Below are 15,531 nucleotides of genomic sequence, written 5' to 3' on the forward strand. Positions count from 1 at the left end.
CTCGGCGCCCGGGCGGGAGATCAGGCGGAGGCGAGAGAGATCTCGGTCGACTTGATCAGCGCGACGACGGACGTGCCGGCGCTCAGGCCGAGGTCCTCGACGGCGTCGTTCGTGATCGCGGCGGTCAGGTCGCCACCTTCCACGGAGACCTTCACCGAGCTCATCGCCCCACCGGTGGACACCTCGGTGACCGAGCCGGCCAGCTGGTTGCGGATGGAGATGCCGTTGACGGGACCGGTCGCGAGAGCGACCTCCGTGGACTTCACCAGCGCCCTGACCGCCGAGCCCTCGGCCAGGCCCAGGTCCTCGACGGCGTCGACGGTGATCGCGGCGGTGACGTTCTGACCGCCGGCCAGGCGCACCTTCACGGACGCCATCGCCTCGCCCGAGGTGACGGCGGTGACGGTGCCGGAGAGCTGGTTACGAATGGACAGGGTCATGGGACACGCCTCGCAAAGCCGGAAACGGAGCAGCCGTCACATCTGTGACCTGCGTCATCACTGACGCTAGTGGACGGGAAATCCCCCGCGTCGACACGCGTCGCACCCACCAGCCGAATGGACGCGATGCCCTCGCGAATTCGCGGGCCGACTGCTGATCCCCGTCCGTCGGACGGGCCCATGAACCTGACGCTCCGCCGAGTTCTCGTCGGTCGCCGACACCGGATCGGTCCACATCAGCGAGCCTCATGCGCGCGTAGTAGTCGCAGATGAGTACCAGGTCGCCCTGTTTACCTCTTGGGTGATTCACCGTATCGAGGCCTACGGCGAGAGCCGAACTCTGTGTCCTGATCCAGTCGCCCGAACGGCCTGCCGCTTGCTTGACTATGCCTCACCGGCCCCGTCGCGGCGGAGTGGCTCTCGCCGCGACGGGTCGACCGGGCCACGAGGGCCCTGCGCGTCGATTCGCGATGTTCGGCGCGCAGGGGCCGACTCCCTGACCCCGCCCCGCGTCTGCCGCATCCGCCGGGCGCCCGCGGGGCGAAGGTGAAGGGACGGTGCGACAGTGCGCCGCGCACGCATGGACGGACGCGCATGACGAACCCACACTGGCTCTTCGGCGATCAGCTGGGTCCCTCCTTTCTCAAGGCGGGGGACGGCGGGCCCGCCCGGGACGCGCCCGTGGTCATGATCGAATCGCGTTCCGTCTTCCGGCGCCGCCGTTTCCACCGGGCCAAGGCGCACCTGATCCTTTCGGCGATGCGGCACCGCGCCGCCGAGCTCGGCGACCGGGTCACGTACCTGCGGGCGGACACCTACCGGGAAGGGCTCCGGAAGGCCGTCGGCCGCGAACGGGTGACGGTGCACCACCCCACCTCACGAGCGGCCCTGCGTCTCGTACGGTCGCTGGACCACGTCACGGTGCTGCCTCCTCGCGGGTTCCTGGTCCGACAGGAGGACTTCGCCGCCTGGGCGGCCGGCCGGCGCACGCTCCGCATGGAAGCCTTCTACCACCAGGTCCGCCGTGACCACGACCTCCTGATGGAGGGCGGGGAGCCGGCCGGCGGCACCTGGAACCTCGACCACGAGAACCGTCGGCCGCCGCCGCGTGGGGCCCGGTCGCTCGGCGCGTCCCCGCCGTACCGGCCCCGGGAGGACGCCATCGACGAGGAGGTCCGGCACGACCTTGACCGCTGGGAACGCGACGGGGACGTCGCCTTCGTCGGCCGCGACGGTCCGCGGGCGTTCCCGGCGGACCGCCGGGAGGCGCTGGCCGCGCTGCGGCGCTTCCTGAGCCACCGGCTCGCCGGGTTCGGCGCGTACGAGGACGCCATGCTCGCCGACGACGCCACCATGAGTCACAGTCTGCTGTCCTCGTCCCTGAACCTCGGGCTGCTCGACCCGGCCGAGTGCGTGGAAGGGGCGGAGGCCGCCTGGCGGGAGGGTGACGCGGCGCTCAACTCGGTCGAGGGGTTCGTCCGGCAGGTCGCCGGCTGGCGCGAGTACGTCTGGCAGCTCTACTGGTACTTCGGCGAGGACTACCGGACGTCGAACGCCCTCGGCCACACCGGTCGGCTGCCCGACTGGTGGGACGACCTCGACGCGGACGCCGTCTCGGCCCGGTGCGTGGCGACGGCACTGCGCCAGGTCAGGGACACCGGATGGACGCACCACATCCCGCGCCTGATGATCCTGGGCAGCTACGCCCTCCAGCGCGGCTGGGACCCGGCAGCCGTGACGGACTGGTTCCACCGCAGCTTCGTCGACGGATACGACTGGGTGATGCTGCCCAACGTGGTCGGCATGTCGCAGTACGCCGACGGGGGCCGGATGACGACGAAGCCGTACACCTCCGGCGGCGCCTACATCGACCGCATGAGCGACCTGTGCGGGCCCTGCCCCTACCACCCGGACCGGCGCGTCGGCGAGGACGCCTGCCCGTTCACGGCGGGGTACTGGGCCTTCCTCCACCGGCATCGGGACAGCCTCGGCCACAACGCCCGGATGTCCCAAGCGGTGCGAGGTCTCGACCGGTTGGGGGACCTGTCCGCCCTCCTGGAGCAGGAGCGGGAGCGGGAGCGCGCGCAGCGGGACACGCCGCCATGAGCGGCCTCCCCGCGGAGGACGCCACAGTGAAAGAGGACGGCATGGAACAGACGACGAACAGCGGAACGTACGACGTGGTGGTCGTGGGAGCAGGCGCCGCCGGCCTGGCCTGCGCCGGTGACCTGAGTGCGGAGGGCCTGCGGGTGGTGCTCCTGGAGGCAGGCGACGCGGTAGGCGGGCGGATGCGCACCGACCGGGTGGCCGGATTCACCGTGGACCGCGGCTTCCAGGTCTTCAACACGTCGTATCCGCAGGTGAAGCGCCGGATCGACCTGAAGGCGCTGCGGCTGCGGCCGTTCACCCCCGGGGTGCTCGTGCACACCGAAGACGGGCCTCGCCGGTTCACCGACCCGAGTCGGCGCCCGAAGGAGAGCCGGGATCTGCTCCCCGGACGGCTGGCGTCCGGTCGCGACCTGCTCGCCCTCTCCGCCCTGTCGGCCCGGGACGCGCTGGCCCCGGCGTCGGTGCTGCGGCGTGGCTCCGACGGGACCACCCTCGACGCCCTGGCCGCGGCGGGCGTGTCTCCGCGACTGGTCGAGACGTTCTTCCGGCCGTTTCTGTCCGGCGTCTTTCTGGAGGACCGGCTCGAGACCTCGGCGCGCTTCTTCCACCTGGTGTGGCGGAGCATGCTGCGCGGCACGCTCTGCCTCCCCGCCGGAGGGATCGGCGCCGTGCCCGTCCAGCTCGCGTCTCGGCTGCCGCGGGGCGTGCTGCGTACCGAGACCCCGGTCTCCGCGCTGACACCCGGAGGCGTGGCCCTCGCCGACGGCAGCGAAGTGCCGTCCCGCGCCGTCGTCGTGGCGACCGGGCAGCGGGTCGCGGCGGAGCTGCTGCCTGGGCTTCGCGTCCCGGACGGACGGACCGTCACCACGGTGTACCACGCGGCGGCGCGGCCTCCGTCGGAGGAGCCCGTCCTCGTCGTCGACTCCCGGCGCAGGTTCCTCAACACGTGTGTCCTCACCGCCGTCCAGCCGGGGTTCTCCACCGACGGCCGGGCACTGGTGTCCACCTCGGTGCTGGGCTCCCCCGGCGCGACGGACATGGCGCCCCTGCTGCGTGCCCTGGGCGAGGTGTACGGAGCGGACACGGCCGACTGGGAGCTGGTGCACCGCGTCACGGTCACCGACGCGCTGCCGGCGATGCCGGGCCCGACGCCGCTCTCCCGCACCGCGCGGTGGGCGCCCGGCCGGTACGTGTGCGGGGATCACCGGGCGACCGGTTCCCTCCAGGGCGCGCTGGCGTCGGGGGCGCGGGCGGCCCGCACGGTCCTGGAGGACCTCCGCTCGGGCGCGGTCTGAGGTGGCCGCGCCGCGGGGCCGACGTACGCCTTCACGAACCGACCTGCGGACGCGGCCGCTCAGGCCCTGGCCGCTTGATCCCGGCCGGCGGTCCCGGCACGAGACCGGACGTCAGCGCGAGGGGCCCACCGGGGCCGCGGCCGCGCCCTCAGGGCGGTCGGGTGCGGTGGCCGCTCGCACGGCTTCGGCGTCCGCGCCGCCATGCCGTTCCGCCCATGTCTCCAGCGCGGCCCGGCAGGCGTGGTCGAGGTGGTGGACACCGGTGAGGTCCAGGACCACCCGTCGGTCGCTCGGCAGGGCTTCCAGGCTGTCGAGTATCTGGGGCAGCCGAAGGAAGGTGACCGTCCCCTGAATCCGTACGCGGACCACTCCGCGACCGTCGTCGGTCTGTTCGATCCGCAGCTGTGAGGCCTCCCACGCGGCCTTTCCGACCGACAGGGCGAGGCCGATCAGGACGCCTTCGAACATGCCGACCGAGACGATCGCCGCCGCCGTCGCCACGAGGACGACGGCCTCGCCCCGGTGGCGTCGCCACAGCGTCAGTACGCCCTTGAAGGGGATGAGCTTCCAGCCGGCGTGCACGAGGATCCCGGCCAGCGCCGCCAGCGGGATGTACGCGAGGACGGCGGGCAGCAGGGCGACGAAGAGCAGCAGCCAGAGGCCGTGCAGGATCCGGGACGCCTTGGTCCGGGCGCCGGCCTCGACGTTGGCCGAGCTGCGCACGATGACCGCGGTGAGCGGCAGCGCACCCAGCAGTCCGCACAGTGTGTTGCCCGCGCCCTGGGCGACGAGTTCCTTGTCGTACTCCGTGCGGGGACCCGCGTGGAGCCGGTCGACCGCCGCCGCGCTGAACAGCGATTCGGCCGAGGCGATCAGGGCGAAGGCGAGGACCGTGCCGAGGAGGGCCGGATCGGCGAGCGAGGAGAGGGCTTCCGAACCCGGCAGACGGACGGCCTCCAGCACGCCGCCGACCCGCACGGTCTCCACCGGAAGACCGAACACGGCGGTCGCGAGGGCGGCCAGCAGCACTGCCACCAGGGCTCCGGGAACCGCCCGGACCCTGCCGGGCATCCGTCGCCAGCCGACGATGAGGAGAACGGTGCCGGCGGCGACGGCGAGCGACACGAGAGCCGTGCGACTGCCCAGTGCCTCGACCAGCGCGCCAGGCAGTCCGGCGAGCTTGTGGAGACCGGAGTCCGGGGCGGGGATGCCCGCCGCGGCGTAGAGCTGCCCGGCGATGATGACCAGGCCGATGCCGGCGAGCATGCCCTCGACGACGGAGAGGGAGATGGCGCGGAACCACCGGCCCCACCGGAGGAGGCCCATGGCGATCTGCAGCACTCCGGCCGCCAGCACGATGACTCCGAGCGCGGCGAGGCCGAAGGCGCGGACCGCTTCGAGTACGAGGACGGTGAGGCCGGCGGCCGGGCCGGAGACCTGGAGGCTGCTGCCCCGCATCAGGCCGGTGACGAGACCGCCGACGATGCCGGTGACGAGGCCCAGTTCGGCGGGGACACCCGAGGCGACGGCGACGCCGAGGCAGAGCGGGAGGGCGACGAGGAAGACGACGAGCGAGGCGGCGACGTCCTGCCGCAGGAAGGGGAAGGAGCGGAGCATCGGGACGTCCTTCCTCACAGCGCCTCGAAGGCGTCGGACCCGGTGATCGGGACGGGTACGACCCTGAAGTCGCAAGAGGTGACGAACAGGACGGCCGGGGACCGGCCCGCGGCATGCGCGGCGAACTCCTCAGAACGCTGTCCGTATCGGCGGGCGATGTCGACGAGTGGCTGCATGAATGATTCCTCCTGGCGCGCCGTGGGGGCGCGACGGGCTGACAGGTCGGCGCAGGTCGGCAGCGCCTGTCAGCAGCGGAACACCTGCAGGGCGGAGGAGTCGTGGCGGTCGTGCGGTCTCGGCCCGGTGTCCGTGTCACCGGGGCCCGCCGCCGGCGCATCCACGAGCGGGACGGCGCGGGTGGCCGGCGGCGGGCCGGGAAGGCCTGCGTTCACGGTGACGGGCCGCCGCCGGTCACGGTGGAGGACGGACCCGCCGGAGGTGTCGGCCTCGCCGCCCCCCGCGTGCGCGGACTCGAACGCCGCGGCCGGCGCGACCTGCTGGGCACAGGGCCGGGGAAGCTGTGTGGCGGACGCGACGGGCGTGAGTGAGAGGCCGGCACAGACGAGGGCGAGGACGCAGAGGAGGGCCGCGCGCAGCGCCGCGGACACGCGGACGGACCACATCCGAGCGCGCCTCCCTCCGGTCGAACCATCTCCAGGCTTCACCAAAGCAAGCCCAAGTGCGGGTCAAGGAAGAGTAATACGCCCAAGTGAACGGTGTTCCGCAACACCCTTGCCGTACGAAGGTTTTCGAATGGAATCAGCCTGAAGTTGACGCGAACGGCTGCATCGACACGCGTGCGCATCGCACGAACGGAGCGGCCCACCAGGAATCCAGGTGGGCCGCTCCTCCGCATGGCTCCTCCGTGGTTCAGTCGCAGCAGTCGCAGCAGCACTTGCACGGGTTGCAGCAGCCTCCGCCACAGCCGTCACCGGAGCCGCCGCAACCACCACCGGAGCCACCGCCGGAACCACCCGACCCGTGCCCTCCGCCCGAACCGCCCGAACCACCCGAGGAGCCACCGGAGTTGCCGCCGAACCAGCCCTCACCCCCGGCCCCGTCCCTGCCGGACCCGTCCCTCCCGGAAGCGTCCCGGCCGGATCCGCCGTTGCGGTTGCCGTCGCCGAACTGCCAGGACTCGCCCTCACCCGGGTCCGCGTCGTCGTCGCAGCGGCAGCAGTTGTAGCAAAGCCTGCAATCGCCACACAGTCGGCGCACCTCGCGACAGCGGCGGCACTGCCCCTCCGGCGGCCGGCCCGATGCCGTCGGCACGCCCTCCGGGCCCGCGACGGCGAGCACGCCGACACCGCAGGCCTCCCCCGCACCGGCCTGCGAGGGCTCTTCCGTCACCGTACGGCGGCCCAGCCAGGGCAGCATGCGCACGCCGCGCGCCGGGCGGGTGTGCCGATGGTGGCGATGCCGGGGGTCGAAGACCCGGTCGACGGCACGCTCCAGCTCGCCGCCCAGAAGCGCCCGCACCAGCCGGCCGTCGACGAACTCGGCGTCGGACAGGGACAGGCGGATTCCGTGGACGGCGTCGTCGCAGAGCCTGCGGACCTCGGCGCGGTCCGCGCCGGTCACGGCGACGGGGTTCCACGCGCCCGACGCCTCGTCCGCGTCCAGGTCCTCCACGGCGTCCAGCAGATGCGCCAGTCGGCCGAACAGACGACCGGCCTCCGCCAGCGGTTCCGCGTTGGCCGGGCGGTGCGTGAGTACGGCGGTGTACGCGAAAGCGGCGGCGGTCGCCGTCTCCGTGGGCTCCGTGACCGTCAACAGCGAGCCGCCCCGGACGGTCGACCGCTCGATCTGCGGCTGGCGCTCGACCGCGTCGAGCAGCACCGCGGTGTCGAAGCCGAGCCGTTCGCCACCCGCGGCGCCTGCACGGTCCCAGCCCCGGGCGATCCGGCGTGCCGCCAGCGCCGCCGGGCGACGCCCCAACAGGCCGTCGCCGTCGGCCACATGGTCACGTATCTTCGCGGCGGCCAGCACCAGCGACACCGTCGCCGCAAGCCGTGCGCCCTCGCCCTGCGCCACGTCGGCCGACCGCATCCCGCGCAGCGGGCACGGACCGGCCTCCCGCCGCCAGTCGCCGGATCGCTCCGACTGAGCTTCGGTCAGTACCGAGATGATCAGACCGTCGTAGTTGGTTGCCACCCTCGCGAACTGCCCGTACTCGCCGCGCAGCGCCAGGCACAGCCCGCACAGGTGCGCCATCCACTCGGTACGCAAGCCCTCGCCCAGCCGATGACGGCATGGCCTGATGATTCCGAACACCGGATCTTCCCCCGTAGAAACAGCTGCCTGAACGCAGCCGGTCGGACGACTCGCGGACGAAGGTCCGCGCAACTGGTCCGACCGGCATGGGACGCCGACGGCATGCGCCGTCGACGTGCGGTCATTTTAGATGCTCTCTCGGTAGCGTGATCCTCGAGCGCACGGGGGTCACCGTGCAGCCGGCCGGCCCGTACAGGGCGGGCCGGTGGAGAGGAACGAGGCGGCAGGACATGAGCGAACCGACAAAGCCCGAGATCGACCTTCCGGAGGGCGAGGCTCCCACAGAGCTGACCATCCGGGACCTCGTCGTCGGGGACGGGCCCGAGGCGAAGCCGGGCAGGGTGGTCCGGGTTCACTACGTCGGAGTCACCTTCGCGTCCGGCAAGGAGTTCGACGCCTCGTGGGACCGGGACCAACCCTTCAAGTTCGCCGTGGGCGGCGGCAGGGTCATCAAGGGCTGGGACCGGGGAATCAGGGGGATGAAGGTCGGCGGCAGGCGCGAGATCATCGTTCCCCCGCGCCTCGGCTACGGCAACCAGTCCCCCACTCCCTTGATCCCGGCCGGTTCCACGCTCGTCTTCGTGGTGGACCTGCTCTCCGTGGCCTGAGGAGGGCCTGGCTGCCCGTGCAGCACCTACGTGGTGGGCGTGTGCGCGGTCTTGGTCGCCGTGGTGCCGTCTTCGTCCTGGGTCTCCGGCGCAGCGGGGGCCTGCGGGACGGGCGGCGTACGGACGAGCAGCGCGACCAGGACCGTCAGCCCTCCGAGTACGGCGCCGATGCCGAATCCCCACCGGATACCCGTGGCCAGGGCCTCCGTCGGGCCGGCGCCGTCGGCTGCTGCCGTGGCGGCGCGCCCGGACATGACACTGATGACCAGGGCGGTGCCGGCGGCGGCCGCGACCTGCTGGAGCGAGCCCAGAATGGCGGAGCCATGGGGGTAGAGGTGCGGCGGAAGTACGGACAGGCCCGAGGTGAAGACGGGGGTGAAGACGAACGCCATGCCGACGCTCAGGGCGACGTGAAGGGCGAGCACGACCCACGGAGACGTCTGTTCGCCCGTGAGGGCGAACAGCGCGAGGCAGAGCGCGGTGAGTACGGCTCCGGGGACGACCAGCCGCGGCGCGCCGAGCCGGTCGTAGAGCTTCCCGACCTGAGGTCCGAGCAGGCCCATCGTCAGCCCGCCCGGGATGAGGAGCAGCCCGGTCTGCAGTGAGGTCAGGCCGCACACCTCCTGCAGGTAGATCGGAAGCAGGATGAACGCACCCATGAGCGCCATGAAGGACAGACACATCAGGCCGAGCGCCACGGAGAAGTGCCGGAACGTCAGGGCGCGCAGGTCGAGCAGCGGCGTGGACGAGCGCTGCAGAGCGAGCTGCCGCCAGGTGAACAGGCCGACCAGCACGGCACCGACCAGGGTCGTGGCCTCCGGCGGCACGACCGCCGATGCCTCGTCCCCGGCACCGAGGCCGCTCAGGCCGTAGACCAGGGCGCCGAAGCCCGCTGCCGCCAGAGGGACGGACAGCCAGTCGATCGGACCGGCCTGCGGCTCGCCGATGTTGACCAGCTTGCGCTGACCGACTATCGCCATGGCCGCGGCGATGGGAAGGACCGCCAGGAACAGCAGGCGCCAGTTGCCCAGCTGCAGCAGCACGCCGGAGACCGCCGGACCGAGGGCGGGCGCGACGGAGATGACGAGGGTGATGTTGCCCATGACCCGGCCGCGGTCCTGCGGCGGCACGAGGGTCATCAGCGTCGTCATGAGCAGCGGCATCATGACGGCGGTGCCGCTGGCCTGGATGACACGCGCGACCAGGAGCACGGGGAAGGCGGGCGCAGCCGCGGCCAGCGCCGTACCGGCGAGGAACAGCGCCATGGCCAGGCCGAAGGCGGTCCGGGTCGTCACGCGCTGGAGGAACCACCCGGTCACCGGGATGACGACGGCCATGGTGAGCATGAAGGCCGTGGACAGCCACCCCGCGGCTGCCGCCGTGACCTCGAACTCGCGCATGAGCCGCGGAATCGCGTTGACCATGATCGTCTCGTTGAGGAGAACGACGAACGTGGACAGCACGAGGATCCGCAGCACGGCGGCGACACGGTCGGGCGAGTGGGCGGGTGTTGCCTGGGGTGCGAGCATGGCGCCTTCCGTCATGTGAGTGTCCTCCGCGCGTAGCAGGTCACACCGACAGACCGCGGCGCCGGAAAGAACTCATCGGTGTTCACCGATCCTGTCCGTCCCACCGCCCGAGCTCAAGCCATTTAACGGCCGCCGCGAACGGCGTCGGAACGGTCGGGGAGACGGTCCTCGACCGTTGCGGCGGTACGAGGCGAAGGCCTGGCGGGTCGGTGTCGGCGTTTCGGCCATCGGCCGGTGCTGCCGCCGCCCTCTTCCGGCACGGGTCGATGCATACGGCACGAACGCGCATTCGCCTGCTCATGGGGTTCGGACGGCGTCCGAAACACATGTGTTCGAAGCGCCGGGCAGCGTCGTTGAGCCTCGCGACGCCCCGACTACGTCTCATGGAGCCCGCCTTGTACCCCGTGCCCACCACCCTGATTCCCCTGCCTGCCACTCCCGTCGCCGCGCCCGGCCGCCTTCTCCGGCTCGGCCTCGCGTCCTCCCTGAGCACCGTCCGTGCCTCTCGCTCGGCACGGACGGATGGGAGGTGGGGGGCATGACGAACCTCGACAGTGACCCCCTGGCGGCCGCGGCGGGCAGCCCGTCGGACTCGGAGCAGCTGCTGTTCGGGGGCGAGCTCACCTACGACTACGGCTGGGGCGCCCACGACGGCGCCTGGCTGAAGCTGGGGTTGCGCGCCATGGCCGGCTCGCTGCCGAGGCAGGTCGCGGTGGCGGTCAGGCTGGCACGCGAGGCCGATCCACGGGCCTTCGTCACCGTCGCCGTGAGCGAGGTCGCCCGGGGCGTCGCCCAGGCCGTGGCCCTGATCGCGGTCAACGCCCTGCTCGTCGAGCTGCTCGCCGCCGGCGACATCAACGGCCGGCTCCGGGCGGCGCTGCCGTCGCTCGTGCTGGTCGCCGTCCTCGCGGTGGTCGGCTCGGTGTGCCGGTCGGCGTCGTCCGCCGCCACGGGGATCCTGGAGCCGAAGGCACAGCGGGTGGCGACCGAGCGCTATCTGGGCCTGGTGGCGCGGGTGGAGCTGGAGGCGATCGAGGACGACGCGTTCCACAAGCTCATGGACTCCGCCCAGTGGGGCGCCGACTCGGCGCGGCGGATGGTCGGCTACTGCACCGCCGTGGTCACCTCCGCCATCTCACTGATCGCGGCCGCCGGCGTGCTGACCGTCCTGCACCCGGTCCTTCTGCCGCTCCTCGCCCTGATGGCCCTGCCGAGCGCATGGGGTGCGCTGACCATGGCCCGGCACCGGTACATCAGCTGGCACCGCTTCGTCCAGCACGTGCGAGCGGCCAAGCTGATCAGCCAACTGCTGATCAACCAGCAGGCAGCCGCTGAGATCCGGGTCCACGACGCGGCGCCGTTCCTGCTCAAGCACTTCCGTCAGATGGCCGAGACGAGCGAGCGGGAGCAGACCCGGCTCGCGTGGACCGGCGCCCGCACCAATCTGGTCGCGGATTCGGCGCGCGGCGTGGCGACCCTCACCACGTACGGCGTCCTCGGGCTGCTGCTGTGGCACGGGCAGACGGGCCTTGCCGTCGCCGGCACGGCGGTACTGGCGATCCGTACGGGAGCTGCGAGCATCACGGACCTGGTCCTGCGCGTCACCGACGTCCAGGAGGAGGCCCTGTTCGTCGCCGACCTGGAGAGGTTGTGCGAGGAGGCGGTCCGGCGTGCCATCCCCTCCGGCGGGCTCGCCCTGCCCGAGGACGCGGAGGAGATCAGGTTCGAAAGGGTCACCTTCACCTACCCGGGTGCCGACAAGCCGTCGCTGCACGAGGTCGACCTCGTCATCCCGCGGGGCAGGACCGTTGCCCTGGTCGGGAGGAACGGCTCGGGCAAGTCGACCCTGGTCCGCCTGCTGAGCGGCGCTCGGCTCCCCGACTCCGGCCGAGTGCTGTGGGGCGGCGTGAGCACCTCCGAAGCCGACCGCGCGCAGATCTTCGACCGTGTGGCGATGGTCGCCCAGGACTTCTTCCGCTGGCCGTTCACCGCCCGCGTCAACATCGGCATCGGCCGCAGTCACGCCACGATGGACGACCGGACCGTCGAGACCGCCGCTGCCTACGCGGGAGCGGACGAGGTGGTCAAGGGCCTCCCGCGCGGCCTGGACAGTCTGCTCTCCCGCGGCTACAAGGGCGGCCAGGAGATCTCCGGCGGGCAGTGGCAGAAGATCGGCCTCGCGCGAGCCAGGTACCGCAACGGCACCGTCCTGATCGTGGACGAGCCGACCAGCGCGCTCGACCCGGCTGCCGAGCAGCGGGTCTTCGACCAGATCCACCAGCTGTCCGGTCAGGGCCAGACCACGGTCCTGATCACCCACCGCCTGCACAGCGTGCGGCACGCCGACCTCATCTACGTACTCGACGAGGGCCGCGTCGTCGAACACGGCACCTTCACCGAGCTCATGGACCCCACCACCGGCGTCGGCCTGTTCCGCGAGATGTACGAACTGCAGGCCCGCCAGTTCCTGCACCCGCCCGTGCCGGCGCAGCCCGCCCCGGTCGACGTGACAGCGAGCCAGGCGACGGGCGGCGTCGGTGAGGGGCAGGAACTGTAACCACTCGGTCCCTCGCGTTCGGTGCTCCTGCCGGACTTCCTGTCGGCGCGGATCCGGATGCACCCTGCTCAAGTCAATTCTCGGACGCGAGGCTCGGGTTGACGCTCCCTTCCTCTCACAACATCTCTTTCGAAACACCTGTTGTAGGTCTACATTCGGCGGATGGTCGCCTCCTCGCCCGCATCCGCCGGGCCTTCGGGACAGGACGTCGAACTCGACACCGCTGCCTTGCGCGTACTCGCTCACCCGATGCGCGTGAACGTACTCACTCTGCTGCGCGAACGTGGTCCCTCCACGGCCACCCGGATCGCCGAAGAGCTCGGCATCAACCCCGGCGCGGCCAGCTACCACCTGCGTCGCCTTGCGTCGGGGGGACTCATCCTGGAGGAGTCGGACCGCGGCACCGGCCGCGAGCGGTGGTGGAGATCGGCCCATCGCCAGTCGATCCATGATCTCGCCACCGCGCCCGCGGAGCAGCGTGCGAGCGGACGCGCATACACCCACGCAGCCGCCCTCGCCGCTGCGGATCGCCTGCGCAGGGCCGCACACGAGGTGCCGCTACTTCCTCAGGAGTGGCTCGACGTCACTGCCTACAGCGACTTCCTCCTGCATCTGGCCCCGGGCGACCTGGACCGGCTGCGGGCCGAGATCTTCGAGGTGATCTTGCGATACCGGGACGGGGAGGACGAGGCGACCGAAGGCGCTGCGCCGGTAGCACTGCAACTGCAGGCTTTTCCGGTGCCCGGAACGGCCCTCCCGCCGACCGGTGACGCATGAACGCGCACGGCATGGCCGCGGTCGCGCGGCCCGCCTACCGGGACACCAACGTCCTGCGCTGGCTTGCCGCGTACACGGCTTCGGTCACCGGTGACGTGGTGTACTTTCTCGCCCTGTCGTGGGCCGCGACACGCGCAGGAGGGCCGTCGCAGGTGGGCCTGGTGTTCGCTGCCGGAGCTCTTCCCCGTGCGGTGCTCATGCTCGGCGGCGGCGTGGTGGCCGACCGGTTCGGGCCGCACCGGGTCGCCGTCGTCAGCGACGCGGTGCGCTGTGCGGTGATCCTCGCTGCCGCGGCGGCACTCATGCTGGCGTCCCCGGGCATCTGGCTGCTGGTGGCGGTCGCGTCGGTCTTCGGCGTGGTGGACGCGGTGTTCATGCCGGCGGTGGGCGCGCTCCCGCCACGTATCACGGCACCTGGCCAGCTCACCCGCGTCCAGGGGATGCGCGGTCTGTCGATCCGGCTGAGCAATGCTGTCGGCCCCCTCCTTGCGGGAGCTGTCACGGTGATCAGCGGCGCGCCCGGTGCGTTCGCAGCCGCTGCCGCTCTCTTCGCTCTCTCGTTCGTCCTGTTGCTAGCCGTGCGGATCACTCCACTGACGGGGGAGCCCCGGAGCGGCTCCGCCTGGCGTGAACTGGGCGAGGGTCTGCGATACGTCCGCCGGCACCGGATGCTCGCCCCGCTGGTCACGCTGATCGGGCTGAGCGAGATGTGCTTCAGCGGTCCGGTCGCCACCGGTTTGGTGCTCCTGGCCGATGAACGCGGCTGGGGCGCCTCGGGCATGGGGTGGATGGCGAGCGCGTTCAGTCTCGGAGCCGCGGCTTCGGCTTTGCTGCTCACCGTCTCGCCCCGCATACCGCGTGCCGGGCCGACGATGTGCGGCGTGTTGCTCGCCACGGCTGCGGGTGCGGTCGCCCTGGGTCGTGCGACCTCACTGCCCGCCGCCGTCATGTTCAGTTCCTTGATTGGGCTGACCAGCGGGTTCACGACCACCGTGACCGGCGCCCTGGTCCAGACGGAGACAGATCCCCGCTACCTCGGACGGGTCACCTCGCTCACGACTCTGTGCACGCTGGGCCTGGATCCCGTGCTCTTCCCCGCCGTCGGCATCACGGTAGCCCTCTGGGGAGCGGAGGTGTTCTTCTACGGATGCGGCACGATCCTCCTGTTGGCGGCAGCGATCGGCCTCTCGGTCCCCGTGCTGCGGCGCGCCGAACTCCACCCGCCCAGGTCCGCATCGCCGGCTGGCCGGAGTCTCCCGCCTGGCACCGACCAGGGGGCGTCCGGGGTGGGTCGACAGGCCTCGTCGTAGGCTCTCGGCGGGTGTGGAGAGGGGATCGGTATGTGGAAGCGGCATCTCGACCGGGCCGGGGTCAGGGAGCCGCGGCTACGGCGGGACTACACGGAGCAGCGGCGGGCGGTGCGGAGGTTCGCGACCGCCGAGTACGCGGCCGCGCGGCTGCTGCTCCCCGCCGCACTGCTGCCCCATGTCGTCGCCGCTGTCGCCTTCATGCACGACACCGACGACCGGATCGATCGCGGGGCGCCGGACGTTCGTGCGGCCGCGCTCGCGGAGTGGGGCGGGCTCGTACGGAAGGCGTTCGCCGAGGGTGGCTCCGCACTGCCCGTACTGCGTTGTCTGGTGAGCACCGCCGAGCGGCACCCGAGCGTGCGCGCCCACGTGGACGCGTTCCTGCGGGGCTGCGAGCTCGAGGTGGCGTGGCGCACCTTCGCGGACGAGGAGGATCTGGAGCGCTATGTGCGGGCGTACTCGCTGCCCGCGCTGATGCTCACAGCCGGTCTCCTCACCCCCGCGGACGCGGGGGAACGGGAAGCGTTCACGGACGGCTGTCACCGTCTCATCCGCGCCATGCAGCGCATCGACTTCCTGGAGGATCTGGCCGAGGACGTGCGCGGGGGCCGGACGGGCGTCCCCGCCGACGCGGTGGCACGCCATCGCGCGGACCTCACCCGGCCCGACGCCGCGCTGGGCCGGCTCGTCCAGGAGCAGGCGGCCCGGTCGGCCACCGACCTTGCGGCGGCCGGAGCCCTCGCGGGCGTGGTGGAGCCGCCGTACCGGCCCTTCATCCGCGCCCTCGTGGGCGTCCAGGACCTCCGCCTCGACGGGGTACGCCGGGCGGGCGCGTCCTTGGCGACACGCGGCTCCGGGCCCTCGGCGCCGGCGGCCGCCCTGCTTCTGCTGCGGGAGACGGCCGCGCGGACGGCGAGCGCACGGAGGGTGATCTCGCGTGACCGCTGAGTCATGCGGAAGCCCGGGCGGGAGGCGTGGCTGTGATGCCCCGCACAGGAGCCACGTCACGTCTTAG

13 protein-coding genes are annotated in these 15,531 nt (G+C 71.9%); 7 read left to right on the top strand and 6 right to left on the bottom strand.

Features of this window, described 5'->3' with window-relative positions; translation table 11 throughout:
• Positions 1-20 precede the first annotated feature (20 nt).
• Complete coding sequence (locus tag ACZ3IJ_RS10445; protein WP_467467272.1) at positions 21-440, bottom strand: TOBE domain-containing protein; 420 nt, start codon at positions 438-440, stop codon at positions 21-23.
• A gap of 594 nt (positions 441-1,034) precedes the next feature.
• Between ACZ3IJ_RS10445 and ACZ3IJ_RS10450 the strand changes: the two genes are divergently transcribed.
• Positions 1,035-2,546, top strand: coding sequence for a cryptochrome/photolyase family protein (locus ACZ3IJ_RS10450; protein WP_467467273.1), 1,512 nt, complete (start codon positions 1,035-1,037; stop codon positions 2,544-2,546).
• Positions 2,547-2,587: 41 nt separating this feature from the next.
• Positions 2,588-3,844, top strand: coding sequence for an NAD(P)/FAD-dependent oxidoreductase (locus ACZ3IJ_RS10455; protein WP_467467274.1), 1,257 nt, complete (start codon positions 2,588-2,590; stop codon positions 3,842-3,844).
• A 111-nt stretch (positions 3,845-3,955) separates the two neighbouring features.
• On the opposite strand, the gene ACZ3IJ_RS10460 is transcribed toward ACZ3IJ_RS10455, so the two are convergent.
• The 4 genes from ACZ3IJ_RS10460 to ACZ3IJ_RS10475 form a co-directional block, all read right to left on the bottom strand.
• Positions 3,956-5,461: a SulP family inorganic anion transporter gene (locus ACZ3IJ_RS10460; protein WP_467467275.1), complete on the bottom strand. Its 1,506-nt coding sequence runs from the start codon at positions 5,459-5,461 to the stop codon at positions 3,956-3,958.
• 14 nt (positions 5,462-5,475) lie between these two features.
• Positions 5,476-5,637 carry a hypothetical protein gene (locus ACZ3IJ_RS10465; protein WP_467467276.1) on the bottom strand — a complete coding sequence of 54 codons (162 nt, stop codon included), beginning with the start codon at positions 5,635-5,637 and terminating at the stop codon, positions 5,476-5,478.
• A gap of 69 nt (positions 5,638-5,706) precedes the next feature.
• Positions 5,707-6,084, bottom strand: a complete 378-nt coding sequence (locus tag ACZ3IJ_RS10470; RefSeq protein ID WP_467467277.1) for a hypothetical protein — start codon at positions 6,082-6,084, stop codon at positions 5,707-5,709.
• A gap of 247 nt (positions 6,085-6,331) precedes the next feature.
• Complete coding sequence (locus ACZ3IJ_RS10475; protein WP_467467278.1) at positions 6,332-7,735, bottom strand: DUF5685 family protein; 1,404 nt, start codon at positions 7,733-7,735, stop codon at positions 6,332-6,334.
• A 230-nt stretch (positions 7,736-7,965) separates the two neighbouring features.
• Here ACZ3IJ_RS10475 and ACZ3IJ_RS10480 point away from each other — a divergent pair, with 230 nt between their 5' ends.
• The gene (locus tag ACZ3IJ_RS10480; protein ID WP_467467279.1) at positions 7,966-8,343 is read left to right on the top strand and encodes an FKBP-type peptidyl-prolyl cis-trans isomerase; all 378 of its coding nucleotides are present in this window, start codon (positions 7,966-7,968) and stop codon (positions 8,341-8,343) included.
• A 26-nt stretch (positions 8,344-8,369) separates the two neighbouring features.
• Here ACZ3IJ_RS10480 and ACZ3IJ_RS10485 read toward each other — a convergent pair whose 3' ends face one another.
• Complete coding sequence (locus ACZ3IJ_RS10485; protein WP_467467280.1) at positions 8,370-9,887, bottom strand: DHA2 family efflux MFS transporter permease subunit; 1,518 nt, start codon at positions 9,885-9,887, stop codon at positions 8,370-8,372.
• 523 nt (positions 9,888-10,410) lie between these two features.
• On the opposite strand from ACZ3IJ_RS10485, the gene ACZ3IJ_RS10490 reads away from it, so the two are divergent.
• The 4 genes from ACZ3IJ_RS10490 to ACZ3IJ_RS10505 all read left to right on the top strand — a co-directional run bounded on the left by ACZ3IJ_RS10490 (position 10,411) and on the right by ACZ3IJ_RS10505 (position 15,464).
• Positions 10,411-12,429 carry an ABC transporter ATP-binding protein gene (locus ACZ3IJ_RS10490; RefSeq protein WP_467467281.1) on the top strand — a complete coding sequence of 673 codons (2,019 nt, stop codon included), beginning with the start codon at positions 10,411-10,413 and terminating at the stop codon, positions 12,427-12,429.
• A 162-nt stretch (positions 12,430-12,591) separates the two neighbouring features.
• Positions 12,592-13,206 (top strand): ArsR/SmtB family transcription factor, encoded by a 615-nt coding sequence (locus ACZ3IJ_RS10495; protein ID WP_467467282.1) that lies wholly within the window; start codon positions 12,592-12,594, stop codon positions 13,204-13,206.
• Positions 13,203-14,516, top strand: coding sequence for an MFS transporter (locus ACZ3IJ_RS10500; protein ID WP_467467283.1), 1,314 nt, complete (start codon positions 13,203-13,205; stop codon positions 14,514-14,516). Before ACZ3IJ_RS10495 ends, ACZ3IJ_RS10500 begins: the two co-directional genes overlap by 4 nt.
• A 30-nt stretch (positions 14,517-14,546) precedes the next feature.
• On the top strand, positions 14,547-15,464 hold the full coding sequence (locus tag ACZ3IJ_RS10505; RefSeq protein WP_467467284.1) for a squalene/phytoene synthase family protein: 918 nt from the start codon (positions 14,547-14,549) through the stop codon (positions 15,462-15,464).
• The last annotated feature ends 67 nt before the right edge of the window (positions 15,465-15,531 follow it).

The sequence above is a fragment of the Streptomyces sp. NPDC013317 genome (assembly GCF_055563155.1).

Excerpts from the sequence above, each read along its gene's own strand:
- ACZ3IJ_RS10490 (WP_467467281.1), top strand. The coding sequence starts at position 10,411 with ATGACGAACCTCGACAGTGACCCCCTGGCGGCCGCGGCGGGCAGCCCG.
- ACZ3IJ_RS10485 (WP_467467280.1), bottom strand. The coding sequence starts at position 9,887 with ATGACGGAAGGCGCCATGCTCGCACCCCAGGCAACACCCGCCCACTCG.
- ACZ3IJ_RS10450 (WP_467467273.1), top strand. The coding sequence starts at position 1,035 with ATGACGAACCCACACTGGCTCTTCGGCGATCAGCTGGGTCCCTCCTTT.
- ACZ3IJ_RS10465 (WP_467467276.1), bottom strand. The coding sequence starts at position 5,637 with ATGCAGCCACTCGTCGACATCGCCCGCCGATACGGACAGCGTTCTGAG.
- ACZ3IJ_RS10470 (WP_467467277.1), bottom strand. The coding sequence starts at position 6,084 with ATGTGGTCCGTCCGCGTGTCCGCGGCGCTGCGCGCGGCCCTCCTCTGC.
- ACZ3IJ_RS10500 (WP_467467283.1), top strand. The coding sequence starts at position 13,203 with ATGAACGCGCACGGCATGGCCGCGGTCGCGCGGCCCGCCTACCGGGAC.
- ACZ3IJ_RS10445 (WP_467467272.1), bottom strand. The coding sequence starts at position 440 with ATGACCCTGTCCATTCGTAACCAGCTCTCCGGCACCGTCACCGCCGTC.
- ACZ3IJ_RS10495 (WP_467467282.1), top strand. The coding sequence starts at position 12,592 with ATGGTCGCCTCCTCGCCCGCATCCGCCGGGCCTTCGGGACAGGACGTC.
- ACZ3IJ_RS10455 (WP_467467274.1), top strand. The coding sequence starts at position 2,588 with ATGGAACAGACGACGAACAGCGGAACGTACGACGTGGTGGTCGTGGGA.
- ACZ3IJ_RS10460 (WP_467467275.1), bottom strand. The coding sequence starts at position 5,461 with ATGCTCCGCTCCTTCCCCTTCCTGCGGCAGGACGTCGCCGCCTCGCTC.
- ACZ3IJ_RS10505 (WP_467467284.1), top strand. The coding sequence starts at position 14,547 with ATGTGGAAGCGGCATCTCGACCGGGCCGGGGTCAGGGAGCCGCGGCTA.
- ACZ3IJ_RS10480 (WP_467467279.1), top strand. The coding sequence starts at position 7,966 with ATGAGCGAACCGACAAAGCCCGAGATCGACCTTCCGGAGGGCGAGGCT.